Below are 20987 nucleotides of genomic sequence, written 5' to 3' on the forward strand. Positions count from 1 at the left end.
CAATTTGATAAATCGTACTTAACTTGTTGTGCATAAGAGGTTTTATCTATTGTTTTGCCCTAGTTTTTAATCAGAAAATAAAATACCATGGCAATAAAAAAGCAATACCTAAAAAGCAAGCCTGTTTGTAAAGTTACATTTACAGTGCCTGCAGAAGAAGCTAAAAAAGTAGCTGTTGTTGGTGATTTCAACAACTGGAACCCTAAAGGAAGTACCTTGAAAAAGCTAAAAAATGGAACTTTCAAAGGCACTTTTGACCTTCCAAAGGAAAACACTTTCGAGTTTAGATATTTGGTGGATAGCACCTATATCAACGATGCTGAGGCAGACCGTTATCAGTGGAACGATTACGCTGGAACAGAGAACGCTGTTCTAGAACTTTAACCTATCAATGTCGCCATTGGAGCATTACGCTTCAATGGTGACTCCTTTCCAAAAGGCGACCCTTCCTTTAATACCCTTGGCCAATTCACTGGTTTCTGGGTAGTACCAAGCTGCATCGGCATTTTCTTCTCCATTAACTTCCAAAGTATAGTAAGATGCAACACCTTTCCAAGGGCATGTGCTATGGGTATCACTTGATTTGAAAAATTCTTTTTTGATGCTTTCCGCAGGAAAATAATGGTTGTTTTCTATGACCACGGTATCATCACTTTCTGCTATCACGGTATTATTCCAAATTGCCTTCATATCTTATTTTTTTAAAACATAGTTTTTGAACCATTGTTTGTCATCTGTAAAATATGTGACAATTTTGAGATTGGCCTGATTCGCCAACCATGCTACAACAGTGTCATCATATTTTTGGGAAATCTCGGTATGGATGGTTTCCCAGGCATTAAGACGTACTTCCAAGTCTAAACTTTCAATCCTGACCACTTGGGACTCTTTGGAAACCAAATAACTCTTGGCGGTACCCGTTTCAGGATCATAGACTTCCCAATGTAGAAACCTATCCACATTAAAATTTCCTCCCAGCTCGGTATTGATACGTGTGAGGATATTTTTATTGAAAGCCTCCGTAATTCCAGTTTTGTCATTATAGGCATCCAAAACGGTTTGTGGATTCTTTTTTTGGTCCAGCCCCATAAAGATCAGGTCATTTTCGTTGATGGACTCTCGCATATTTTTTAAAAACTCCACAGCTTGTGGGTGCAATAAGTTACCCATATTGGAGCCCAAAAATAGGATGACCTTGCGTCTTCCATTGACTTCACTGATATCCCGAAGCGTTTCAAAATAGGTGCCTTGCAGCGTATTGATCTCAACTTGCGGAATTTCTTTGGTGATGGATGTTTCAAGTTGATCTAAAGCGTTCTGACTAATATCAATAGGTCGATAATCAAAACAAATTTGGTTTTCTGCAAAATACTTGAGCAAAATTTTAGTCTTTTTGCCATCACCCGCCCCTAGCTCAAATATGCTGAAAGGTTGACCATCCTTTTTGAATAGTTCTGCGATTTCTACCTTGTTGGCCTCAAGAATATCGAACTCGGAATCGGTAAGATAATATTCCGGCATGGCCATAATATCTTGAAAAAGCTTATCACCTATCTCATCATAAAAATATTTTGAGGATAGATGTTTGGGAAAAGCAGTCAATCCTTCATAAACTTCTTGTTCAAAGGCTGAAATAAGAGTTGGAGCTTGTTTTTTTTGCATGGAATCTATGTCGAAATTATTTGGCCAACCTTAAACCGGTAAACTGCCAACGTAAATAGGGGTGGAAAAAGTTTCTGTAAGTATGTCGGGTGTGTTTTTCGGGTGTGGCCACCGAACCGCCACGTAATACTTTTTGGCTGACCATAAATTTGCCATTGTATTCACCAAGGGCTCCATCAGCTTTTTGATAATTGGGATAGGGGAGATACGAGCTCTCGGTCAATTCCCAGCGTTTTCCCCAAGGAAAGTAAGCCTGGGCAACTTCCCATTCAAATTCAGTGGGTAATCGATGGCCTTTCCATTGCGCATAAGCAAAAGCCTCAAAATAACAAATGTGGGTCAATGGAGTATCCGAATTGATTATTTCAAGGCCTTTAGAAGTGTAATGATGCCATTCCCCATCTATTTTATGCCAATATAGGGGAGAAGTAATTTGGTTTTGGTTGACCCAATCCCAACCTTCGGCATGCCAAAGGTCAAAACGCTCGTACCCTTTATCATTTATGAATTCGATAAATTCACCATTGGTGACCAGTTTATTGGAAATCTCATAAGTGTGCAGAAACACTTTGTGTTTACCCAATTCATTGTCGTAGCAAAAACCTTCAGAATTATGTCCGATATCATAAATGCCTTCCTCCATGGAAATCCATTCTTGCTCATGCGTTTCGATAGGATGATCTTGGAATTGCTCGGAATAAACAGGTAACAAAGGATTGTTTCCCAAAATATATTTGATATCCGTCAGCAAAAGCTCTTGATGTTGCTTTTCATGATGAATGCCTATTTCCAATAAAGAATTCAGTTCATTATTTTGAGCAGTTTCAAAAAGTTTCTGGATGTTTTTGGTGACATACTTTCGATATGCATAAACTTGCTTCACCGAAGGTCTTGAAAGATTTCCACGATCTGAACGTACCACTCTTTTACCTACCGTTTCATAATAGCTGTTAAAGACAAAGGAGAAATCCTCATCAAATTGAACATAGCCATCAAAGTGAGGTTTTAAAATAAACTCCTCAAAAAACCAGGTGGTATGGCCCAAATGCCATTTGGGCGGACTAACATCCACAACGGGTTGCACCACGTAGTCTTCAATTTCCAAAGGTTCACAAATAGATTCGGAATGTTTTCTGGTTTCGAGAAAGAAACCCAACAAGGAATCGGTTAAGATCATAGCTGCTTTTTACTCCTTAAAGATAACGAATATGGTTTAGCCAACGGCGTAAACTGGAAGACTAAAACTGAAGGAAGTGCCTTCATTGGGCTTACTGAACACCTTGATGCTGCTATCGTGTATTTCAACAATTTTTTTAACAATGGCAAGCCCCAGACCAGCACCTTCTTTTTGCTCACCCGCTTTGGTTTGTCTGTAACGCTCAAAGATCAATGCTTGATTGTCCTTTTTTATTCCCGGGCCGGAATCTTTGATGATTACCTCGACATGGTCGTCCTCTGTTTCGATTTTTACAGTAACTTTTCCTCCTTCTGGAGTGAATTTAAGAGCATTGTCCATCAAGTTTTGAATGGCCCTTTCCACCAAGGAAATATCAGCAAAGACCAAAGGAGTGGTCTTGGCCATGGAAAGCTTTAAATCAATATTCTTTTGCTCGGCCAACAGCATATAATTGCGGTGGATATCATTGGCCAGTTCACTGATTAGAAAAGGCTCTTTTTGAGGTTGAATTTGATTGGCTTCGAGTTTGGAATATTCGAACAATTGGGAAATCAGTTTCGATAAACGTTCACTACTTCGTGAGATAGTCTTTAAATATTCTCCTCTTTCCTCTGCACTTAACTCACTATCCTTCATATGCAAGGTTTCAATATATCCTTGAATAATGGAAAGCGGAGTCCGCAGATCGTGCGAAATATTGGCGATAAGTTCCTGACGAAGTTGATCTACGGATTTTATTTTTTCAATATCGGACAGGATTGTATCCGCCATATGGTTATATGTGCTGGCTACATTTGCCAAGTCTGTTTTTTCAGCATTTTCAATGCGGTATTCCAAATCGCCCTGTTGAAAACGTTTAGCAGCGTATATAATTTTCCGTAAACTTCGGGTCAAGTACCAAATGGCAAGTACACCTAATAAAGTGGCAAAAATCAGGGTCAATATGGAACCACCAAGCCCTAAACGCATAAAATAGCTATTGAAAAGGTCACTTCTGGTTGCTAAAAAGTCCTTTCCGGCCAAAATGATGTAGACATAACCCTCATGCCCATCCTTATTGAAATGGGCAGCAGAAAAGATGGCTTGCTTCGCAAGATCCTTGGGGTCGTCCCCAAGGGTGTAGTTAGTCCCATTTTCATTAATGAACGTTTTTATGGGTGTTAGATCTATCTTTTTTTGTTTGGTTTCAGGAGCATCATGATCTAAGACGACCGAATATTGTACGTACCCTTCATTATCCAATAAGTAGACCTCAATGGCCCTGTTTACGGCCATCATATCATGCATAAGGTCACCGAACAAAGCTTTGTTTACATTTCCGGTTGAGTCAAAAGGGTGTTCGTTCTTAAACTTTTCATCAATAAGATCCTGGGCAAGATTAGCATGCAACCGTTGCGTGGTCTCATGGAAATATTTGTTCGAAAGATATATGGAGGTTACGGTATACCCGATTCCTGCCAACAATAAAATTGCCAAAAAAGAAAGGGAAAGCTTTAGGATGAATCTTCCGGAAAGAATGCTGTTTTTCATTGGTCAGTTTTTTGGTCAGGCACCTCTAAGTTCCTCATTGAATTTATATCCTACGCCCCATGTGGTCAAAATAAACATTGGGTTGCTCATATCGGGCTCAATTTTAGAGCGAAGTCGATTAATATGTGAGTTTACAGTATGCTCATATCCTTTAAAATCATATCCCCAGATCATATTTAAAAGTTTGGTTCTGTCATAACTTTTTCCGGGATTGGAGGATAGCAGCACCAGTAGCTCGAACTCCTTTGGAGAAAGTTCAATTTTTCTGCCATCGAGCAACACTTTCCGCATATCAACATCTATCGAAAGAATGTCGAACTCCATCAGTTTAGGGTTCTCTTCTGAAGAAAGCTCCGTGGTATCCATCTTTTGTCGTCGGAATATGGCTTTTACTCTTGCGATAAATTCTCTAACACTAAAAGGTTTGGTTAGGTAGTCATCGGCTCCAACCTCAAGTCCCAATACCTTATCAATTTCTTCGGAACGGGCGGTTAACATCATGATCGGGGTTTTGATCTCGCGCGCACGTAGCTTCTGGCAAATTTCAATGCCATCCATTTCGGGTAGCATTACATCCAATATAACAAGGTCTGGATTTTCATCAACGGCCTTTTGCAGGCCAATGTCGCCTCGATTCGCTGTTATCACATAACAGCCCAAATCCTTTAGATGTATTTCCAATAGACGAATGATTTCAACATCATCCTCAACAATCAACACTTTTTTCATGATACAGCGAAGTAAAAAGTAAAATATCACGGAAAGTTCACCATTCCGTATAAAATTTTGATAGTATACCTCCTTAACAGTCTGTTTTTGGGGTAAATCTTTACATATTTCGCTCTTTTAAATCATAACTATTTGAAATTCAACGCGTAATGAATTTTGACTTTTACGTGATATTTCTGCAACATCTTCCTTTTTCATTTGTAGTACAATTTAAAAGAACAAGAAAATGAGCAACTTAAAATCTTTATTAATGTTATTGGGCGTGGGTATGCTTCTGATTTCGTGTGACGCGGAATCGGATGATGCGCCATTGGTATTGAATGCTGGAACATTATCTGGAGGACCATTTACCTTTACTGTTGATGGAACTCCCGACATGGTAAGCGGAATCACCTTGGATGATTCCGATGTTGTAGGAATCAACAGAGGTTATGTTATTACCGATGATACGGGGAAAATTTTGGGACTACCCCCAACATTGGCAGACGTTGAAGGAGTGAACTTTGATGGAGCAGGTGCTGGCGTTTGCTTTATTTGGCATATTGTCTACGAAACTGGCCTCTCCGGGCTGGAAATGGGAGAAAATACCGATGGCTTATCTGGAGAATATGAGCTTTCCAATTCCATAATGGTTACACGGAACGGTTTAAATGCTGGAATACTGGCAGGCGGCCCTTTCACTTTTACGGTTGACGGTACTCCTGATATGGTAAGCGGAATCACTTTGGATGATACTGATCTTAATGGGACCAATCAAACTTATGTGATCACAGATGACCAAAACAAGATTTTAGGCCTTCCACCGACGCTTACTGATGTTGAAGGAGTAAATTTCGATGGAGCAGGTGCTGGGGTATGCTTTATTTGGCATTTGACCTACGAAGAAGGACTTTCAGGTTTGGAAGCTGGCGAAAACGTAGCTGGGTTTAGCGGAAATTATGCACTTTCCAACTCCATAATGGTGACCAGGAATGGTCTAAATGCAGGGATGCTTTCTGGTGGACCTTTCACTTTTACAGTTGATGGAACTCCTGATATGGTAAGTGGTATCACTTTGGATGATGCAGAACTTAATGGAACCAACCAGACTTATGTTATCACGGATGACCAGAATAAAATATTAGGTTTACCACCAAGTCTTGAGGCTGTGGAAGGGGTAGACTTTGATGCCGCTGGAGCGGGCACTTGCTTTATTTGGCATTTGACCTATGAAGATAACCTTGAAGGATTGGAAGCTGGTAAAAATGTGGCCGATTTTAGTGGAAATTATGCCCTTTCAAACTCCATAAAGGTTACTCGCAATGCCTTGCAATCCACCAGTTTTAAGGTGACCATTGAAAATGTATTCCAGCCTAGGAGTTATTTTGCCAATGGAACCACAGGGTTAATTCAACCTGGTAATTCAGAATCGATCACTTTTAACGCCGGTGTGGGACATTATTTGAGTTTTGCTACCATGTTTGTACAGAGTAATGACTTGTTTTTTGCGCCGGATGAAGGAGGAATAGCTTTGTATGATTCCAATGGTTATGCAAAAACTGGAAACATCACCCATAAAATTGAATTATGGGATGCGGGTACCGAAGTGAACGAAGAACCTGGGGTTGGACCCAATCAGGCACCAAGACAGTCGGGTCCAAACACGGGAGATGCCGAAAATGGAACCGTTGAATTGATTCAGAATATCAATGACGGTTATTCATATCCCGCAGTTTCAGAGACTATAAAGGTTAAACTGGAGCACGACGGAGGAACGCAATTTACACTAACCATTCATAACATTTCCAACACCTGTTCCATTGCGACGCCTTTTGCGCCCGGCACGTGGGTAATCCATAGTGGTGGACAAACGCCGCTCTTTGTGGAAGGAGAACCAGCTTCAGAAGGCTTGGAAGATATTGCCGAAGACGGTGATGTGAGCATATCCGATGCCGAGTTGTCCGCTGCCAGCGGACTGGTTTCACCTTTTGCACCTGGTGCATACGAGATCAACGGACAGGTATTTACCACGGGAGAGGTTTCTTCAGCAGCATTCGAAGCCTTGGCCGAGGACGGTAACCCTTCGGGATATGACAACGTCTTTAACACTCCTGTGGGAGCGGGAGGGCCAGCACCCATATTCCCTGGCGAAGCCTACAGTTTTGAATTTACGGGACAGGCAGGGGATGTACTTTCATTGGCAACGATGTTGGTACAGTCCAACGATTGGGTAGTTGGCGCTAACAACATTGCCCTATTTGATGGTGATACAGCTCTGTCTGGAGATATCACCTATAAGTTCAGTATCTACGATTCTGGAACCGAGGTGGACGAATATCCCGGTGCGGGTGCCAATCAGGCTCCTAGACAATCTGGACCAAATACTGGAAAAGATGAAAACGGATATGTTGCGTTGGAAACGGACATTCCAGCAAACGTACCTGCTATTGCCGACATGATCAAGATTACCATCACTGCCAATTAATTGCTATGAAAGAGAAAATTGAGTAGGTAGTTTGTTTAATTGTTTGTAAAAAGACACCCAGGTTGATCAGCCTGGGTGTTTTTGTTTATATGAATTAGTGTGTTCATTTTGTCTAGAAACAAAACCCTTCGACTTCGCTCAGGATAAACCAAGCCAAAAATTCAAGAAGATTTCAAGGAAATTTTTGCGATAAAATCACAAAATCGCTGATAAATCCAAACGCTCCATGTTCTTTTTTGCTGTGCAAAACGCAATTATGCTCGATTTACAGCTATTTCTGGGAAAACTTCATCGTTGAACGCATTAAAGTGGAGTTGAATTGGATGCTGATGTCATCTTGAGTGGGGTCGGGGAGTGAGACCTAAATTACTTCTCGACTGCGCTCGAAGTGACAGTTGGGACTTAAAATATTTAACGGAATTCATGTTGAATTAGGAGCTGATGTCATCCTGAGCCTGTCGAAGGATGAAAATTTCTATCTATTTCCCACACTTCGACGAGCTCGGTGTGATGCTTTAAAATTGAAGATTACCGCTCAAAAAGAATTGGGTTTAAATGCGAATCAATGACGGCACCGATTTCCACACCGGGGCACCAAGTTTCCCAATCATTGACTTGGCCATCGTTTTCCGGTTTTTTTAAGGTGATGTCCTTGTCCATATAAATGCAGGTCATCACTTTTCGGGTTTGATCGGTGGTGTTGGCCCCTGCACGATGAAAAATCCAGCCGGAATGAAAACTGATTTCCCCAATATCAAAAGCTTCTGCAACTTTCGGGCAATCGGTCAATCGTAATTTTTCACCGATCAAGGTTTCGCTTTCATCGCTGATGGACAAATCCCTTCCAGTTAATATATTTTGACTGCCGGATGCAAATTCCAATGGACCCATTTCCATGGGAACGCCCTGCAACGGAATCCAAGCGGTAATAACATTGTTATTGGATAGCGGCCAATAATACTGGTCGGCATGCCAGGGCGTGATGCCTCCGCCACCTTCTTTAAAAAGGGCTTGATCGTGGTACATGCGAACCCCATCCACTTCCATAAGATCAGTGGCCAATTGAGCCAGTCGTTTACTGAACATAATTTCCTTAATCTGCTCATCTTGAGTCCAGAGGTTGAAAATCTGTAAAAAGGCCTTGCCGTAGGTGTCCCGATCTTTTAGGGCGGTGGTTTGGGTGTTCAATTCATCCACTTTGGTGGATATTACCGTGTTGATGTGCCCAACTACCTCCGGCGGCAACGCTTCCTTGATCTTTATAAAGGCGTTTTGTTGGTAAAAATCGATTTGTGCCTGGGTCAAGGTGAAAGGTTGTTGGAGGATATTGAGATTCATAGGTTGGGTAAAAGGTGAAGGATTAAAAGTTCTAAAACAGCAAGTTATAAAAGAAGCGCCAACAATTAGGAAGATTTCCGTGTTTTTAGGATTGGAATCCAACACCTGACCTTTCTTTGATAGGCGATATACTCGTCGCCAAAACGTTTGGTCATATTTTTTTCTTCAATCGGTTTTACAACAATGTGCCAAACCAACCCTCCAATTAAGGTATAGACCAAGATATGAATTGAGCCAAAGCATAAACTTATTGCAATTCCTTGTCCCATACCTGCAATGGCCATAGGGTTTCTAACATATCTGTATGGACCGTAGGTAACTAACTTTTTGGTCTGATCAATGGGTAGAGGTGTACCTTCTCCTTTACTTACAATTGAGTAAGCACTAAAAAGGCCCAGAAAACTTGAAAGCACAAATAGAACAATGCTTGAAACAAAAATTATGTTGTTCGAGCTTATATCTATTTCAAATGCTTGTATGATCAACCACGGGAAGAATACAAGGGTTATAACCCAAACACAAATGATCTGAACAAATGTTTTTAAGGCATTTACCCATATGTTACTGGATTTTGATTCTTTGAAGGCATGATCGTAATAGACTAAAAATAAATTGTAGCCTAAACCAAGCAACATGATAGTTGTTGCCAAATAGCCTCCTCCTGAAAGTATGGATGCATTAAGGCAGTAAAAACTTCCGTAGGCAAAACCTCCAAGAATAATAAGTTCTAAATCCCTTATGGAGCGATAAGCCCTTATAATTGATAGAACTGTTATAATTATAATATCAGGAGCTAAAAACGAATTGAATGCTAGACTGCTGATTTCGGGAAATTGGAACGCTGCAAAGAAATTGGGGTTTATGGATAATCCCAACCACCAAAGCAGGATAAGGGTAGATTGTACTAAATAGGCCGTTCCTTTCAAATACTAGAATTATGGTTTATGATGCTTAAAGATGCAAATATTATTGAAAAAAGAACAATCAAAATTTGACAGCTTATCTCAAAATATAGCAAAGTCATAATTTGTTATGACCCTTAAAACCACAGTGAGATTTATCTTTGACCGATATATAGGGCTACTAGTTTGAAGAAGGTTTTGCACTTTTGGAAAATCATTGCGAAGAGGTGAAGGGTAAAAGGTAATTGAAGCACAGATGTTGGATACGAAACAACTTGAAAATTTAGAAGAACTTATAAAAGAAGGCTATGGCAACCCGGCCGAAATGGCCAATGTTTTAGATCTGGGTGTGGAAATGCTTTTTTATATAGAGGAAGGTGCCTTTTCCCAAAGGGAAATACAGCATGTGGTCACCGCCATTAGAGAGATTGTTGGGATTTTGAGAGGGTAGCGTTTTGGACTAGGCGCAGTTGTATGGTTTTGTTCTTAACTTGTAAGGATACACCTGACTGAGCATTTTATAGGGATATTAGAATTAAGCCATAACAAAGGTTTATTTAAAACCAATATTAGATAATGTTACTTTCTTCTCCATTTTCTAACCAACATCATATCACGTAATGATTTTCCAAGTCCATCTAACCCAGGAAATAAACTTTCTGCGGTGATATTCATAGTTCTTAAACGGGCAACAAATTCCATTTTGAGTTCAGCAGGTATTTTCAATTTAAATAAACCGCTAAAATTTTCTATTTCGTTTGATTCCGATTCAATTATGTCATCATGGTCTCGTAAAATGTTATTCGAATAATGAAAACATCCTTGTTGTCTCACAATTCTATGATTTTTTTTAATCGGATAAATTACATTTATAATATCAAACTCTTTAAAGTCAAGAAAGTCTTGATTTTTTGGCATTTTAAAATCTGGATGGTTGGTTATTAAATTATTATTGTAATTTTTAAAATCGAAAGCATAAAAAGCTCCGTCTGTTTGTAAATTTTCAGAAACACAGAAATAGAGAGCTACATATGGTGATAAAGTCCAGTCAACTAATCTTGTCGGACAAGAATAATGTTGCATATCTAATAATAAAGAAGTTGAATCTACATTTTCATAGCTCATATTTGGATCCAGCAGATGAACCTGAGAATTAAATTCCATTTTAGATTGGGCTTCATAATACTCTGCTAAAGATTCACTTTTTTTATCGCCTTTGATTAAACGAGCAAAAGAAGAGTTTATATTCCAGTAATAATCAGATTGTCCCCTAAATTGAATAGCATCACCAAAGTCAATAATGTGCCCTTTCATTTTATGTTCAATGAAATCAGTCCAATCTTTCCAACTATTAATATCGGGTCCAATCATTTTTCACATTTTACCTACTTTTTGCATAGATGTAAAATGCATTCATATACACCTAAATATGGCATAAAACAGTATGTTTTAATTCTTTATAGTGTTATCCCAGAGGTTATCCATTTATTCTTTCAACAACCTCTTGGGCCATACGTTTATAAGAGGTTTTGAAAATTTCAATTTCAAAGCCTGTGGCTATTATCTCAAAAATTTCATCCTTAAAAGTCAAAAGGTAGTGTTTTCGATTTTCCCATTTGGATTCGTTAAAATATGGGTGAACCTTATGAATTGTTTTTAGTTCCTCAATCCATTTTGAGTTTTCAATTGTTTGAGCCCATTCAAGTCCTTGTGAATATAGAGGTAAGCCGCTAAAAACTTCATCGTTGGCAATCCCGAATTTGAATGTCTTTCCATGAAATCCAACCAAGGCAAAATATTCGGCATAGCCATCATGTTCCAGGGTCTTAAATTCAGAAATGGATTCCTCATCCCAGTCAGCAACAACATAGGTCAGATAAGTTTTAAAGTCACCATTGTATACCTTAGGCATTGGCGCGCCACCATCCCATTTTGGCTTCCAATCAATTATTTTAAGTTTTTCTGAGTCCAATTAGATTTTTATACAGCAACAACCCCTTTAATATGTGGGTGGGGGTCGTAGTTCAACAGTTCAAAATCGTCAAAAGTAAAGTCAAAAATGTTTTGTGCACTGGGGTTTAACCGCATAGTAGGCAAGGGGCGTGGGTCGCGGCTCAGTTGTAGCTCCACTTGTTCCATATGGTTGTCGTAAATATGGGCATCACCAAAGGTGTGTATAAAATCCCCGGCCTCATAGCCACATACTTGGGCCATCATCATGGTAAACAGGGCGTAGGAGGCAATGTTAAAGGGCACGCCCAAAAAGATGTCGGCACTACGTTGGTAGAGCTGGCAAGAGAGTTTGCCATCAGCCACATAAAACTGAAAAAAAGCATGGCAGGGGGGTAGGGCTGCCTTTCCGTTGGCCACATTCTCACCAAAAGACACCGAAGTGTCTGGTAACACACTGGGGTTCCAGGCAGAGACCAACATTCTACGGCTATTGGGATTGTTTTTTAAAGTTTCTATCACTTCTTTGATCTGGTCGATCTCTTCGCTGTTCCAATTGCGCCATTGGTGTCCGTACACCGGGCCTAGATCTCCGTTTTCATCGGCCCATTCGTTCCAAATACGTACGCCGTTCTTCTGCAAGTAACCCACATTGGTATCTCCTTTTAAAAACCAAAGCAATTCATGTACAATGGATTTTAAATGCAATTTTTTGGTGGTCACCATGGGAAATCCTTCGGAGAGGTCAAACCGCATTTGGTAGCCAAAGACACTTTTTGTTCCTGTTCCTGTACGGTCGCCCTTTTGGTTTCCGTGTTCCAATACGTGTTTTAGTAAGTCGTGGTATTGTTTCATAATGGGGTTAAAGATAATGGGTAAAGTGGGAAAGGTAAAAGGTGAAGGGTTGTGATTTATTAGATTTTATTAACGATGGGTTGGGGTGAAGGTAAAAGGGGAAAAGGGAAAAGGGAATAAAGGTGGAAGGGTTATGGATATTGTTTGTTATACTTTATTAGTGCGGTGATTCTCTTTTGTAAGCGTTGGATTTTTTGAAGTAGTGGAACGGATTGTTCTTGGAGGATAAAATTCAAATCTTGGCATAAAATGATATGCGTTTCAAGCTCAAAGGCCGAACCTAAACTGATCTAAAAAAACGGACAAAATCCTTTTGCGAAAACTTGCTGGAACCTTCGGCAATATTTGCTGGAATGGAAACAACACATCTGTTGATTTGTGAGACTAGTCCGTATTTTTCAGTTTCAGGTAGTTGGGAGGTGATATAATAAACTTCTTTGACCAATTTTCTGGCATCTTTCCAAATCTCCAGCTCTCGAAAATTTCACATGGTATAAACCTTTAAAATCTTGAGGTTGATTTTATATGTTTATTTCGGTGGCTAAACTTTACCCCTTCACCCTATTATCCAAGAATCATCCCAGCAATGGTAGCTGAAAGGAGGGAAGCAAGTGATCCCCCTAAAACGGCCTTCATGCCGAATTCGGAGAGTGTTTTACGTTGACCTGGCGCCAAAGAACCGATACCGCCGATTTGGATACCGATGGAAGCAAAATTGGCAAATCCGCAGAGCATATAGGTGGCCATGATTACCGATTTGTTATAGGTGAAATGTAAACTGTTGCCCATGTTTTTGAGTTCGGCAAGCTGAATATATCCGATAAACTCACTAGCCGCCAGTTTAATACCTAAAAGTTGCCCCATAAGCATAACATCGTCACCTGAAACGCCGATCAACCACATCAAAGGAGCGAAGACGGTTCCCAAAATGGACTCAAGCGAGAAGCTATCATAAGGTGAATTGATGGCAATCCAACCGTTTAATGTGGTGATATCTCCAACCCAACCTAAAATTCCATTGATCATGGCAATAAAAGCCACAAAAACCAGCAGCATAGCCCCCACATTCATGGCTAATTTTAGTCCTTCGGTGGTTCCGTTGGCAATGGCATCCAAAATATTGGAGCCAATTTTTTCTGTGGACACTTTTACGTCGGTATTTACTTTTTCGGTCTGTGGATACAAAATTTTGGAAATCACGATAGCTCCGGGAGCTGCCATCACGGATGCGGCCAATAAATGTTTTGCGAAGACGAGACGCAATGCAGGGTCACTCCCACCTAAAAATCCAATATAAGCTGCCAATACTGCACCGGCCACAGTGGCCATTCCCCCAATCATCACCAAAAGGATTTCCGACTTGTTCATCTTTTCCAAATATGCTTTGATGAGCAAAGGAGCTTCGGTTTGGCCTAAAAAGATATTTCCTGCGATTGAAAGACTTTCCGCTCCCGAAATTCCTAAGGATTTTGTGAGTAACCATGCCAAAGCTCTTACCACTTTTTGAATCACTCCCATATAGAAGAGCACGGATGTCAATGCCGAAAAGAAAATGATTGTGGGCAAAACTTGAAAGGCAAAAATAAATCCGAAGGTATCCATGTCCACCACAAGGCCCTCAAATAGAAATTTACTTCCTGCTCTAGTGAAATCGAGGATGCTGACAAATACTTGTCCAATTTTTTCAAATACCAGCTTTATAAAAGGAACTTTTAAAACTCCAATTGCAATTAATAGTTGGAGTGAAAGACCAATGCCCACGGTTCTCCAATTGATGGCTCTTCGGTTAGAACTAAAAAGAAAAGATATAAAAATCAAAACGGCCATACCCAGGGCACCGCGCCAAAGACTATTTATGGAAAATCCCTGATTTGCAATTAGTTCAGGCGTTTGCTGAGGGGTGATATCGTCAATAACTGTGGTTTCAACAGCAAGGTTTAGCGAATCTGTTGGAAGTGCGTTCTGACCAAAAGTGACTGCACAGGTAAAGAATAAAAGTATGAGTAAACTTCTGGTTTGGTTCGGCATGTAGTTGGTTTATTTGCGCTTGGAAATCTCGTCCCGTAGTTTGGCAGCTTTTTCGTAGTCTTCGTTGGCAACTGCTTTATCCAATTCTTTATGGAGTTCTTCCAAGGTCATTTCCCTATACCCTTGCGATGAAGCCCCGGACTCAATTTCCACGGTTTCTCCTTCCTGAAGGATTTCATCCACTACGATGCTGTCATCATCTTCATTTTCCTCATCTTCCTTGGAAGAGAACTTCAAGAAAATGCCAGCTTTGTCCAAGATGGTTTTATAAGTGAAAATGGGCGCGTTAAAGCGTAAAGCCAATGCAATGGCATCACTGGTTCTTGCATCGATGATTTCTTCTGCCTTATCACGTTCGCAGATGATGCTGGAATAGAAAACGCCATCAACTAATTTATGGATGATGACCTGTTTGACCACAATCTCGAATCTGTCCGAAAAGTTTTTGAACAGATCATGTGTCAATGGTCTGGGTGGTTTTATCTCTTTTTCAAGTGCAATTGCAATGGATTGTGCCTCAAAGGCACCAATGACAATGGGAAGTTTTCTATCTCCATCAACCTCATTTAAAATAAGGGCATAGGCACCATTTTGTGTCTGGCTGTATGAAATCCCCTTTATTTTTAACCGTACTAAGCTCATATGATCTTCCTAAAACGCAAAAAAGCTGTTCAAATAAGTGGCAATACCTGTTATCTGAACAGCCCCTTGCAAAAGGCAAATTAACAAAATTTAAGCGTTTTGGGCTTTAAATTCTTTTAATTTTTCAATGAGTTTTGGTACCACTTCAAAGGCATCCCCAACGATTCCGTAATCCGCGGCCTTAAAGAAGGGAGCTTCGGGGTCATTGTTGATGACTACTTTGGTTTTGGAGGCGCTTACTCCAGCCAAATGTTGAATTGCCCCTGAGATACCAATGGCAATATAAAGGTTACTGGCAACAGGTTTTCCGGTTTGGCCAACGTGTTCGCCATGTGGGCGCCATCCTAAATCGGACACCGGCTTGGAACAAGCGGTAGCAGCTCCCAATACATCGGCCAATTCTTCAACCATGCCCCAATTTTCAGGACCTTTTAGGCCACGACCTCCAGAAACCACGATATCTGCATCTGCAATAGTAGCTTTGCCGACTACTTTATCCACTTCAATAGACTTTACAGCAAAATCCGCACCGGAAAGTGATGGACTAAAATCTTCCACATTGGCTGAACCTCCATTTTCATGAATTCCGTATGCGTTGTTGGATACTCCAATGATTTTGACATCAGAGCTTATTTCGGTATGTGCAAAGCCCTTGTTACTAAAAGCGGTTCTTTTTACAACAAAGGGTGATGTGCTCTCTGGTGCGGCAACTACATTAGGAACATAGCCTGCACTTAATTTGGCAGCCAAAATTGGAGCCAAAAACTTTGTATCGGCACTTGAACTGACAATAATGACTTTAGCACCATCAGCTTGAGCAGCCTGGGTCAAAACATTGGCATAGGCCTTTGCATTGAACGTGTCCAACTGACCATTGGAAACCTTTAGTACTTTGGATACACCATAATTGCCCAAAGTAGCATCATCTTCTGTATTTATGGTAACAGCGGTTACACTTCCGCCGACTTCCTGAGCTACTTTGTGCGCATAGGAAGCTGCCTCGAGGGCATTCTTTTTAAATTTTCCTTTATCTGATTCGGTATAAACTAATACTGACATAATTTTTTCTGGATTCTAGTTCTTAAATCACTTTAGCTTCGTTGTGCAATAGCTCGACCAATTCTCCGACATTTTCTGCATCAACCAATTTTACCTGTCCTTTTGGTGTAGGTTTTTCAAATTTTTGATCTTGGGTGTGCTTTACGACATCAACGGGCTCAACTACATTGAGCACCTTTTTTCTTGCCATCATAATTCCCCTCATATTTGGAATGCGAAGATCACTTTCTTGCACCAAGCCTTTTTGACCTCCTATTACTAAAGGTAATGAGGTGCTTAATTTTTCTTTTCCGCCATCTATTTCGCGAGTGGCGGTAGCATTGGTTCCATCAACTTCTAAACCAATACAGGTATTCACAAAATTCATATCCAGAAGCGTAGCTAAAATTCCTGGGACCATTCCACCATTATAATCTATGGATTCCCTACCAGCAATAACTAGATTATATCCACCGGTTTTTACGATTTCCGCAAGCTGCGTGGCTACGAAAAAACCGTCTGTTGGTTCTGCATTTACTCGAATGGCTTCATCAGCTCCAATGGCCAAAGCTTTTCGGATGGTAGGTTCGGTTTGTGGACCTCCTACAGTGGCCACATGCACCGTTGCACTTTGTTTTTCCTTGAACCACATGGCGCGGGTAAGTCCGAACTCATCATTGGGATTAATAACAAATTGAACACCATTTGTATCAAACTTGGTGTCCCCTTCCGTGAAGTTGATTTTGGAAGTGGTATCCGGTACGTTGCTGATGCAAACTAAAATCTTCATAGTCTATTTGAATTTAACGCCGCTAAGATAGCCATAAATATTCTATATTTATTATGCATGCATAATAAAATTTCATTCTTTTTTTAAATTGTACGCGGGGGTTATTCTTGCAGATTTTGCTATTTTTGCATGCATTTTTTAATGCACACAAACTAAACTTTTTAGTACTACTTAATGAAAACACTACAGTTCAGAGAGGCTATCAAGGAGGCTATGTCCGAAGAGATGCGCAGGGACGATACAATTTATTTGATGGGTGAAGAGGTTGCCGAGTACAATGGCGCTTATAAAGCCTCAAAAGGAATGTTGGACGAATTCGGACCTGAAAGGGTTTTGGATACTCCCATTTCTGAATTGGGCTTTTCCGGTATCGGGGTTGGTTCTGCTATGATTGGCAACCGTCCAATTATTGAGTTCATGACCTTTAACTTTTCTTTGGTCGGGATAGACCAGATTATAAATAATGCAGCTAAGATCAGGCAAATGTCTGGTGGTCAGTTTGCTTGCCCTATCGTTTTTAGGGGGCCAACAGCTTCTGCAGGTCAATTGGCGGCTACACACTCACAGGCATTTGAAAGTTGGTTCGCCAACTGTCCAGGTCTAAAAGTAGTTGTGCCTTCCAATCCTGCTGATGCTAAAGGATTGTTGAAATCTGCAATTCGAGATGATGACCCGGTTATTTTTATGGAGTCAGAACAGATGTATGGTGATAAGGGTGAAGTTCCTGAAGGTGAATACACTATTCCAATCGGCGTAGCAGAAATAAAAAGAGAAGGTTCGGATGTAACTATTGTTTCCTTTGGAAAGATCATCAAAGAAGCGTACAAAGCTGCTGATGAATTGGAGAAGGAAGGAATTAATTGCGAAATCATCGATTTAAGAACTGTTCGACCAATGGATCATGATGCCATTTTAAATTCAGTAAAGAAAACAAACCGAATGGTGATCTTGGAAGAGGCTTGGCCTTTTGGAAATGTTGCCACGGAGATTATTTACCATGTACAGGACAAGGCTTTCGATTATTTGGATGCTCCGATAGTGAAAATTAACACGGCAGACACCCCTGCGCCTTATTCTCCGGTGCTTTTAGCGGAATGGTTACCAAATTCCAAAGATGTTGTCAAAGCTGTTAAGAAAGTGTTATATAAATAGCTAACTTATATTTGTAAGGTATATTAGCCTTGTCGACGAATGTCGTCAAGGCTTTTTTTAAGGAACAGTTTTTGATAAGAAATTACTTTTAAACCAAAATGACCATTTCGTTTTTGAAAATCCTTGCTTAGGGTTTTCAAAGATGACACATATCAAAACATGAAAAGATTCCTTTTAGTTTTTTCTCTTACGTTTAGCGTTTTTGCATTTTCCCAGACCAAAGTTGGCGGTATCGTTTTGGACGATTCTGGTTCACCCGTTGCCTTTGCCAATATTGTTTTCAAGGATTCTTCGGAAGGAACCATCACCAATGATAATGGGCGGTTTTATATTGAATCGGATGAAACCTACAACACAATCCTTGTTTCTTTTATTGGCTATGAAACCAAGGAAATTCAGCTAGAAAAGAAGGTAAATTTCAACATGGAGATTGTATTGGCCGAATCTACCGAGCAACTTAGAGAGGTTATCGTGTATACTGGAAAACAATCCAAAAAGAACAATCCGGCCATAGATATTTTAAAGAAAATCTGGGCCAAAAAGCGGGAGAATGGAGTTCGCAAGTTCAAACAATACCAATACGACAAGTACGAAAAAGTAGAGTTTGACCTTAATACTATAGATAGTGCTTTGATCAAAAGCAAAATGTTCAAGGGGTTGGAATTCATGTTTGCAGATTTGGATACCTCCCGAATCACAGGAAAGACCTATCTACCGATGTTCTTGAACGAAAGTTTCTCCAAAGTTTATGGAGATAATGTTCTGGGAGAAGAAAAGGAAGATGTTCTAGGGAACAAAAACTCAGGTTTTAGTGGAAATCAGGCTATAACCGCATTTGTAGAGGACCTGTATTCCGATTACGACATATATAACAACTACCTCAAATTTTTTGACAAGAGCTTTACCAGTCCGTTATCAAAAACCGGAGTTGACACTTATAATTATGTACTTTCTGACAGTACTTTTATAGATAATAAATGGTGCTATAATATTATATATTATCCGCGGAGGAAAAATGAATTGACCTTTAAAGGGGATTTTTGGGTGAACGATTCTACCTATGCCATCAAAAAAATCAATCTACAAGTTACCAAAAGCGCCAACATCAACTGGGTAAAGGAAATCTATATTGAACAAGATTTTGATGTGGTGAACGATTCCATTTTTCTGTTGCAACGAGATTATATGCTCAGTGATTTTAGTTTCTCCAAAAAGGAAAAATCACGAGGAGTGTATGGCAAGCGAACCACGGTTTACGATAATTATCAGTTTGACACAAATCGCCCTGAAGAATTCTACAAGGCGGAGTCTGATCCTTACGACCCCCGGGTGTTTGCAAGGGATAGTACCTTTTGGAAAAATGCCCGATTGGAAACCCTTAATGAAGATGAATCTGGCATATTCAAACTTTTGGATACCTTAAAAACGGTACCCAAGTTTAGAACATATTATGATATTGTCAGCATTTTGGGCTCTGGATATATTGAAATAGACAAATGGAACATTGACATCGGGAATATTTACAGTGTTCTTGGTTTTAATGACGCTGAAGGAACCAGGGTCAGGCTCGGTGCTAGAACCTATTTTGGGCAAAATGATACTTGGCGACTGGAAGGTTATATGGCCTATGGATTTACCGACAAAAAAGCGAAACATGGCTTATCTGGTAAATTCTTATTAGATAGAAAGAGCAGGCTTATTCTTTCTGGAGGAAATCGACGGGATGTGGAGCAATTGGGACTCAGTTTGACCAGTACAAATGATGTGCTGGGTAGAAGTATTGCCTCTTCTTCACTGGTAACTGTCGGCGCTAATGACCGATTGACCAACATCAATTTATCCACCTTTAACTTGGAAATGGAACCTGTAAAAAACTTTAGGGTTCGATTGGGAAGTTCATTTCGTACGTTGAGTTCCGCACTGCCAGATGCCTTTAGTCTTGATTATATAGACCCCGAGTCACCAACTGGAATATCATCAGAGGTAAAACAATTCGACATTAATACTACCTTAATATATACTCCTGGAAAAAGAACAATAGGCTACGGGGTGGAACGTGCCAATATTAATGATAATCATAGTACGCTGCTTTTAAATTACACCAAGGGAATCAGCGGATTTTTGGAAAGCGATTTTGACTACGAACGACTGCAATTTTCATATCGCCAACCCTGGCAGATAGGAGGTTTTGGAAGATTGACGAGTAGTATTGAACTTGGAAAGACCTTTGGAGAGGTGCCATTGAGTCTGTTGAGTGTGGTGCCAGGTAATCAAACCCTTTTTTCCTTGTACAATGTTTTTCCCAATCTGGATTTTTACGAGTTCGTCACCGATACTTACGCTACTGTGCATTTGGAGCATAATTTTAATGGTAGATTATTCTCAAGAATACCAATTTTAAGAAACTGGAATCTAAGAGAAATTGTTGGTTTAAGAGGCGCATGGGGACAACTTTCAGATGAGAACAAAGCTTTGAGCTCACCTACCAATATCCCGCTGATAGCTCCTGAAGACCAGATTTATTGGGAGTATTCTTTTGGGGTCGGGAATATCTTCAAGATTTTCCGAATTGACTTCAACTTCAGAGGAAATTATCTCGACAATCCAGATGCCCGGCCATTTGGTGTCACGGGGACCTTCGGATTTAATTTTTAAATAACAGAAAGGTTGAGATTTGTTGACCTTATTCCCATTTTGCATACTATTTTTGCAAAAAATTTAAAACCTTAC

Annotated in this window: 19 protein-coding genes and 1 pseudogene; 5 read left to right on the top strand and 15 right to left on the bottom strand. The window is 40.1% G+C overall.

Going from position 1 to position 20987, the window contains the following annotated elements; translation table 11 throughout:
* Window positions 1–87 precede the first annotated feature (87 nt).
* Window positions 88–384 carry an isoamylase early set domain-containing protein gene (locus IAG46_RS15035; protein ID WP_190811208.1) on the top strand — a complete coding sequence of 99 codons (297 nt, stop codon included), beginning with the start codon at window positions 88–90 and terminating at the stop codon, window positions 382–384.
* A gap of 24 nt (window positions 385–408) precedes the next feature.
* On the opposite strand, the gene IAG46_RS15040 is transcribed toward IAG46_RS15035, so the two are convergent.
* From IAG46_RS15040 to IAG46_RS15060, 5 genes are read right to left on the bottom strand one after another with little or no spacing between them, the layout of a single operon-like run.
* Window positions 409–690, bottom strand: a complete 282-nt coding sequence (locus IAG46_RS15040; protein WP_190811209.1) for a DUF427 domain-containing protein — start codon at window positions 688–690, stop codon at window positions 409–411.
* Window positions 691–693: 3 nt separating this feature from the next.
* The gene (locus tag IAG46_RS15045; protein WP_190811210.1) at window positions 694–1662 is read right to left on the bottom strand and encodes an L-histidine N(alpha)-methyltransferase; all 969 of its coding nucleotides are present in this window, start codon (window positions 1660–1662) and stop codon (window positions 694–696) included.
* Between the two features lie 16 nt (window positions 1663–1678).
* Window positions 1679–2839 carry an ergothioneine biosynthesis protein EgtB gene (gene egtB, locus IAG46_RS15050; RefSeq protein WP_190811211.1) on the bottom strand — a complete coding sequence of 387 codons (1161 nt, stop codon included), beginning with the start codon at window positions 2837–2839 and terminating at the stop codon, window positions 1679–1681.
* Between the two features lie 36 nt (window positions 2840–2875).
* Complete coding sequence (locus IAG46_RS15055; RefSeq protein ID WP_190811212.1) at window positions 2876–4369, bottom strand: cell wall metabolism sensor histidine kinase WalK; 1494 nt, start codon at window positions 4367–4369, stop codon at window positions 2876–2878.
* A gap of 15 nt (window positions 4370–4384) precedes the next feature.
* Window positions 4385–5098 (bottom strand): response regulator transcription factor, encoded by a 714-nt coding sequence (locus tag IAG46_RS15060; RefSeq protein WP_223826723.1) that lies wholly within the window; start codon window positions 5096–5098, stop codon window positions 4385–4387.
* A 226-nt stretch (window positions 5099–5324) separates the two neighbouring features.
* Between IAG46_RS15060 and IAG46_RS15065 the strand changes: the two genes are divergently transcribed.
* On the top strand, window positions 5325–7562 hold the full coding sequence (locus IAG46_RS15065) for a spondin domain-containing protein (protein WP_190811213.1): 2238 nt from the start codon (window positions 5325–5327) through the stop codon (window positions 7560–7562).
* 528 nt (window positions 7563–8090) lie between these two features.
* Here the strand turns inward: IAG46_RS15065 and IAG46_RS15070 are convergent.
* Together IAG46_RS15070 and IAG46_RS15075 are read right to left on the bottom strand one after the other, a co-directional pair.
* Window positions 8091–8900 carry a phytanoyl-CoA dioxygenase family protein gene (locus tag IAG46_RS15070; protein ID WP_190811214.1) on the bottom strand — a complete coding sequence of 270 codons (810 nt, stop codon included), beginning with the start codon at window positions 8898–8900 and terminating at the stop codon, window positions 8091–8093.
* Window positions 8901–8965: 65 nt separating this feature from the next.
* Complete coding sequence (locus IAG46_RS15075) at window positions 8966–9826, bottom strand: isoprenylcysteine carboxylmethyltransferase family protein (protein ID WP_190811215.1); 861 nt, start codon at window positions 9824–9826, stop codon at window positions 8966–8968.
* Between the two features lie 232 nt (window positions 9827–10058).
* Between IAG46_RS15075 and IAG46_RS15080 the strand changes: the two genes are divergently transcribed.
* Window positions 10059–10253: a hypothetical protein gene (locus IAG46_RS15080; RefSeq protein ID WP_190811216.1), complete on the top strand. Its 195-nt coding sequence runs from the start codon at window positions 10059–10061 to the stop codon at window positions 10251–10253.
* Window positions 10254–10381: 128 nt separating this feature from the next.
* On the opposite strand, the gene IAG46_RS15085 is transcribed toward IAG46_RS15080, so the two are convergent.
* From IAG46_RS15085 to IAG46_RS15120, 8 genes and pseudogenes are all read right to left on the bottom strand, one after another.
* Entirely contained in the window at window positions 10382–11173 is a 792-nt protein-coding gene (locus tag IAG46_RS15085; RefSeq protein WP_190811217.1) for an FRG domain-containing protein, read from the bottom strand.
* Between the two features lie 106 nt (window positions 11174–11279).
* Complete coding sequence (locus tag IAG46_RS15090) at window positions 11280–11774, bottom strand: hypothetical protein (RefSeq protein WP_190811218.1); 495 nt, start codon at window positions 11772–11774, stop codon at window positions 11280–11282.
* 8 nt (window positions 11775–11782) lie between these two features.
* Window positions 11783–12607, bottom strand: coding sequence for a thymidylate synthase (locus IAG46_RS15095; RefSeq protein ID WP_190811219.1), 825 nt, complete (start codon window positions 12605–12607; stop codon window positions 11783–11785).
* Window positions 12608–12738: 131 nt separating this feature from the next.
* Window positions 12739–13079: pseudogene (locus IAG46_RS17780) on the bottom strand (four helix bundle protein).
* A gap of 92 nt (window positions 13080–13171) precedes the next feature.
* The gene (locus tag IAG46_RS15105) at window positions 13172–14635 is read right to left on the bottom strand and encodes a NupC/NupG family nucleoside CNT transporter (RefSeq protein ID WP_190811220.1); all 1464 of its coding nucleotides are present in this window, start codon (window positions 14633–14635) and stop codon (window positions 13172–13174) included.
* Window positions 14636–14644: 9 nt separating this feature from the next.
* Complete coding sequence (locus IAG46_RS15110) at window positions 14645–15277, bottom strand: bifunctional nuclease family protein (RefSeq protein ID WP_190811221.1); 633 nt, start codon at window positions 15275–15277, stop codon at window positions 14645–14647.
* A 90-nt stretch (window positions 15278–15367) separates the two neighbouring features.
* On the bottom strand, window positions 15368–16336 hold the full coding sequence (locus tag IAG46_RS15115; protein ID WP_190811222.1) for an electron transfer flavoprotein subunit alpha/FixB family protein: 969 nt from the start codon (window positions 16334–16336) through the stop codon (window positions 15368–15370).
* Between the two features lie 22 nt (window positions 16337–16358).
* Window positions 16359–17105 (bottom strand): electron transfer flavoprotein subunit beta/FixA family protein, encoded by a 747-nt coding sequence (locus IAG46_RS15120; RefSeq protein WP_190811223.1) that lies wholly within the window; start codon window positions 17103–17105, stop codon window positions 16359–16361.
* 174 nt (window positions 17106–17279) lie between these two features.
* Here IAG46_RS15120 and IAG46_RS15125 point away from each other — a divergent pair, with 174 nt between their 5' ends.
* Entirely contained in the window at window positions 17280–18257 is a 978-nt protein-coding gene (locus IAG46_RS15125; protein WP_190811224.1) for a pyruvate dehydrogenase complex E1 component subunit beta, read from the top strand.
* 159 nt (window positions 18258–18416) lie between these two features.
* The gene (locus IAG46_RS15130) at window positions 18417–20912 is read left to right on the top strand and encodes a DUF5686 and carboxypeptidase-like regulatory domain-containing protein (protein ID WP_190811225.1); all 2496 of its coding nucleotides are present in this window, start codon (window positions 18417–18419) and stop codon (window positions 20910–20912) included.
* The last annotated feature ends 75 nt before the right edge of the window (window positions 20913–20987 follow it).

Source organism: Flagellimonas sp. S3867 (assembly GCF_014698935.1).
In the GTDB taxonomy this organism is placed as follows: domain Bacteria; phylum Bacteroidota; class Bacteroidia; order Flavobacteriales; family Flavobacteriaceae; genus Flagellimonas.

Bases quoted from the DNA above. Each gene is read 5' to 3' on its own strand.
- IAG46_RS15035 (WP_190811208.1), top strand. From the start codon at position 88: ATGGCAATAAAAAAGCAATACCTAAAAAGCAAGCCTGTTTGTAAAGTT.
- IAG46_RS15040 (WP_190811209.1), bottom strand. From the start codon at position 690: ATGAAGGCAATTTGGAATAATACCGTGATAGCAGAAAGTGATGATACC.
- IAG46_RS15045 (WP_190811210.1), bottom strand. From the start codon at position 1,662: ATGCAAAAAAAACAAGCTCCAACTCTTATTTCAGCCTTTGAACAAGAA.
- egtB (WP_190811211.1), bottom strand. From the start codon at position 2,839: ATGATCTTAACCGATTCCTTGTTGGGTTTCTTTCTCGAAACCAGAAAA.
- IAG46_RS15055 (WP_190811212.1), bottom strand. From the start codon at position 4,369: ATGAAAAACAGCATTCTTTCCGGAAGATTCATCCTAAAGCTTTCCCTT.
- IAG46_RS15060 (WP_223826723.1), bottom strand. From the start codon at position 5,098: ATGAAAAAAGTGTTGATTGTTGAGGATGATGTTGAAATCATTCGTCTA.
- IAG46_RS15065 (WP_190811213.1), top strand. From the start codon at position 5,325: ATGAGCAACTTAAAATCTTTATTAATGTTATTGGGCGTGGGTATGCTT.
- IAG46_RS15070 (WP_190811214.1), bottom strand. From the start codon at position 8,900: ATGAATCTCAATATCCTCCAACAACCTTTCACCTTGACCCAGGCACAA.
- IAG46_RS15080 (WP_190811216.1), top strand. From the start codon at position 10,059: ATGTTGGATACGAAACAACTTGAAAATTTAGAAGAACTTATAAAAGAA.
- IAG46_RS15085 (WP_190811217.1), bottom strand. From the start codon at position 11,173: ATGATTGGACCCGATATTAATAGTTGGAAAGATTGGACTGATTTCATT.
- IAG46_RS15095 (WP_190811219.1), bottom strand. From the start codon at position 12,607: ATGAAACAATACCACGACTTACTAAAACACGTATTGGAACACGGAAAC.
- IAG46_RS15105 (WP_190811220.1), bottom strand. From the start codon at position 14,635: ATGCCGAACCAAACCAGAAGTTTACTCATACTTTTATTCTTTACCTGT.
- IAG46_RS15110 (WP_190811221.1), bottom strand. From the start codon at position 15,277: ATGAGCTTAGTACGGTTAAAAATAAAGGGGATTTCATACAGCCAGACA.
- IAG46_RS15115 (WP_190811222.1), bottom strand. From the start codon at position 16,336: ATGTCAGTATTAGTTTATACCGAATCAGATAAAGGAAAATTTAAAAAG.
- IAG46_RS15120 (WP_190811223.1), bottom strand. From the start codon at position 17,105: ATGAAGATTTTAGTTTGCATCAGCAACGTACCGGATACCACTTCCAAA.
- IAG46_RS15125 (WP_190811224.1), top strand. From the start codon at position 17,280: ATGAAAACACTACAGTTCAGAGAGGCTATCAAGGAGGCTATGTCCGAA.
- IAG46_RS15130 (WP_190811225.1), top strand. From the start codon at position 18,417: ATGAAAAGATTCCTTTTAGTTTTTTCTCTTACGTTTAGCGTTTTTGCA.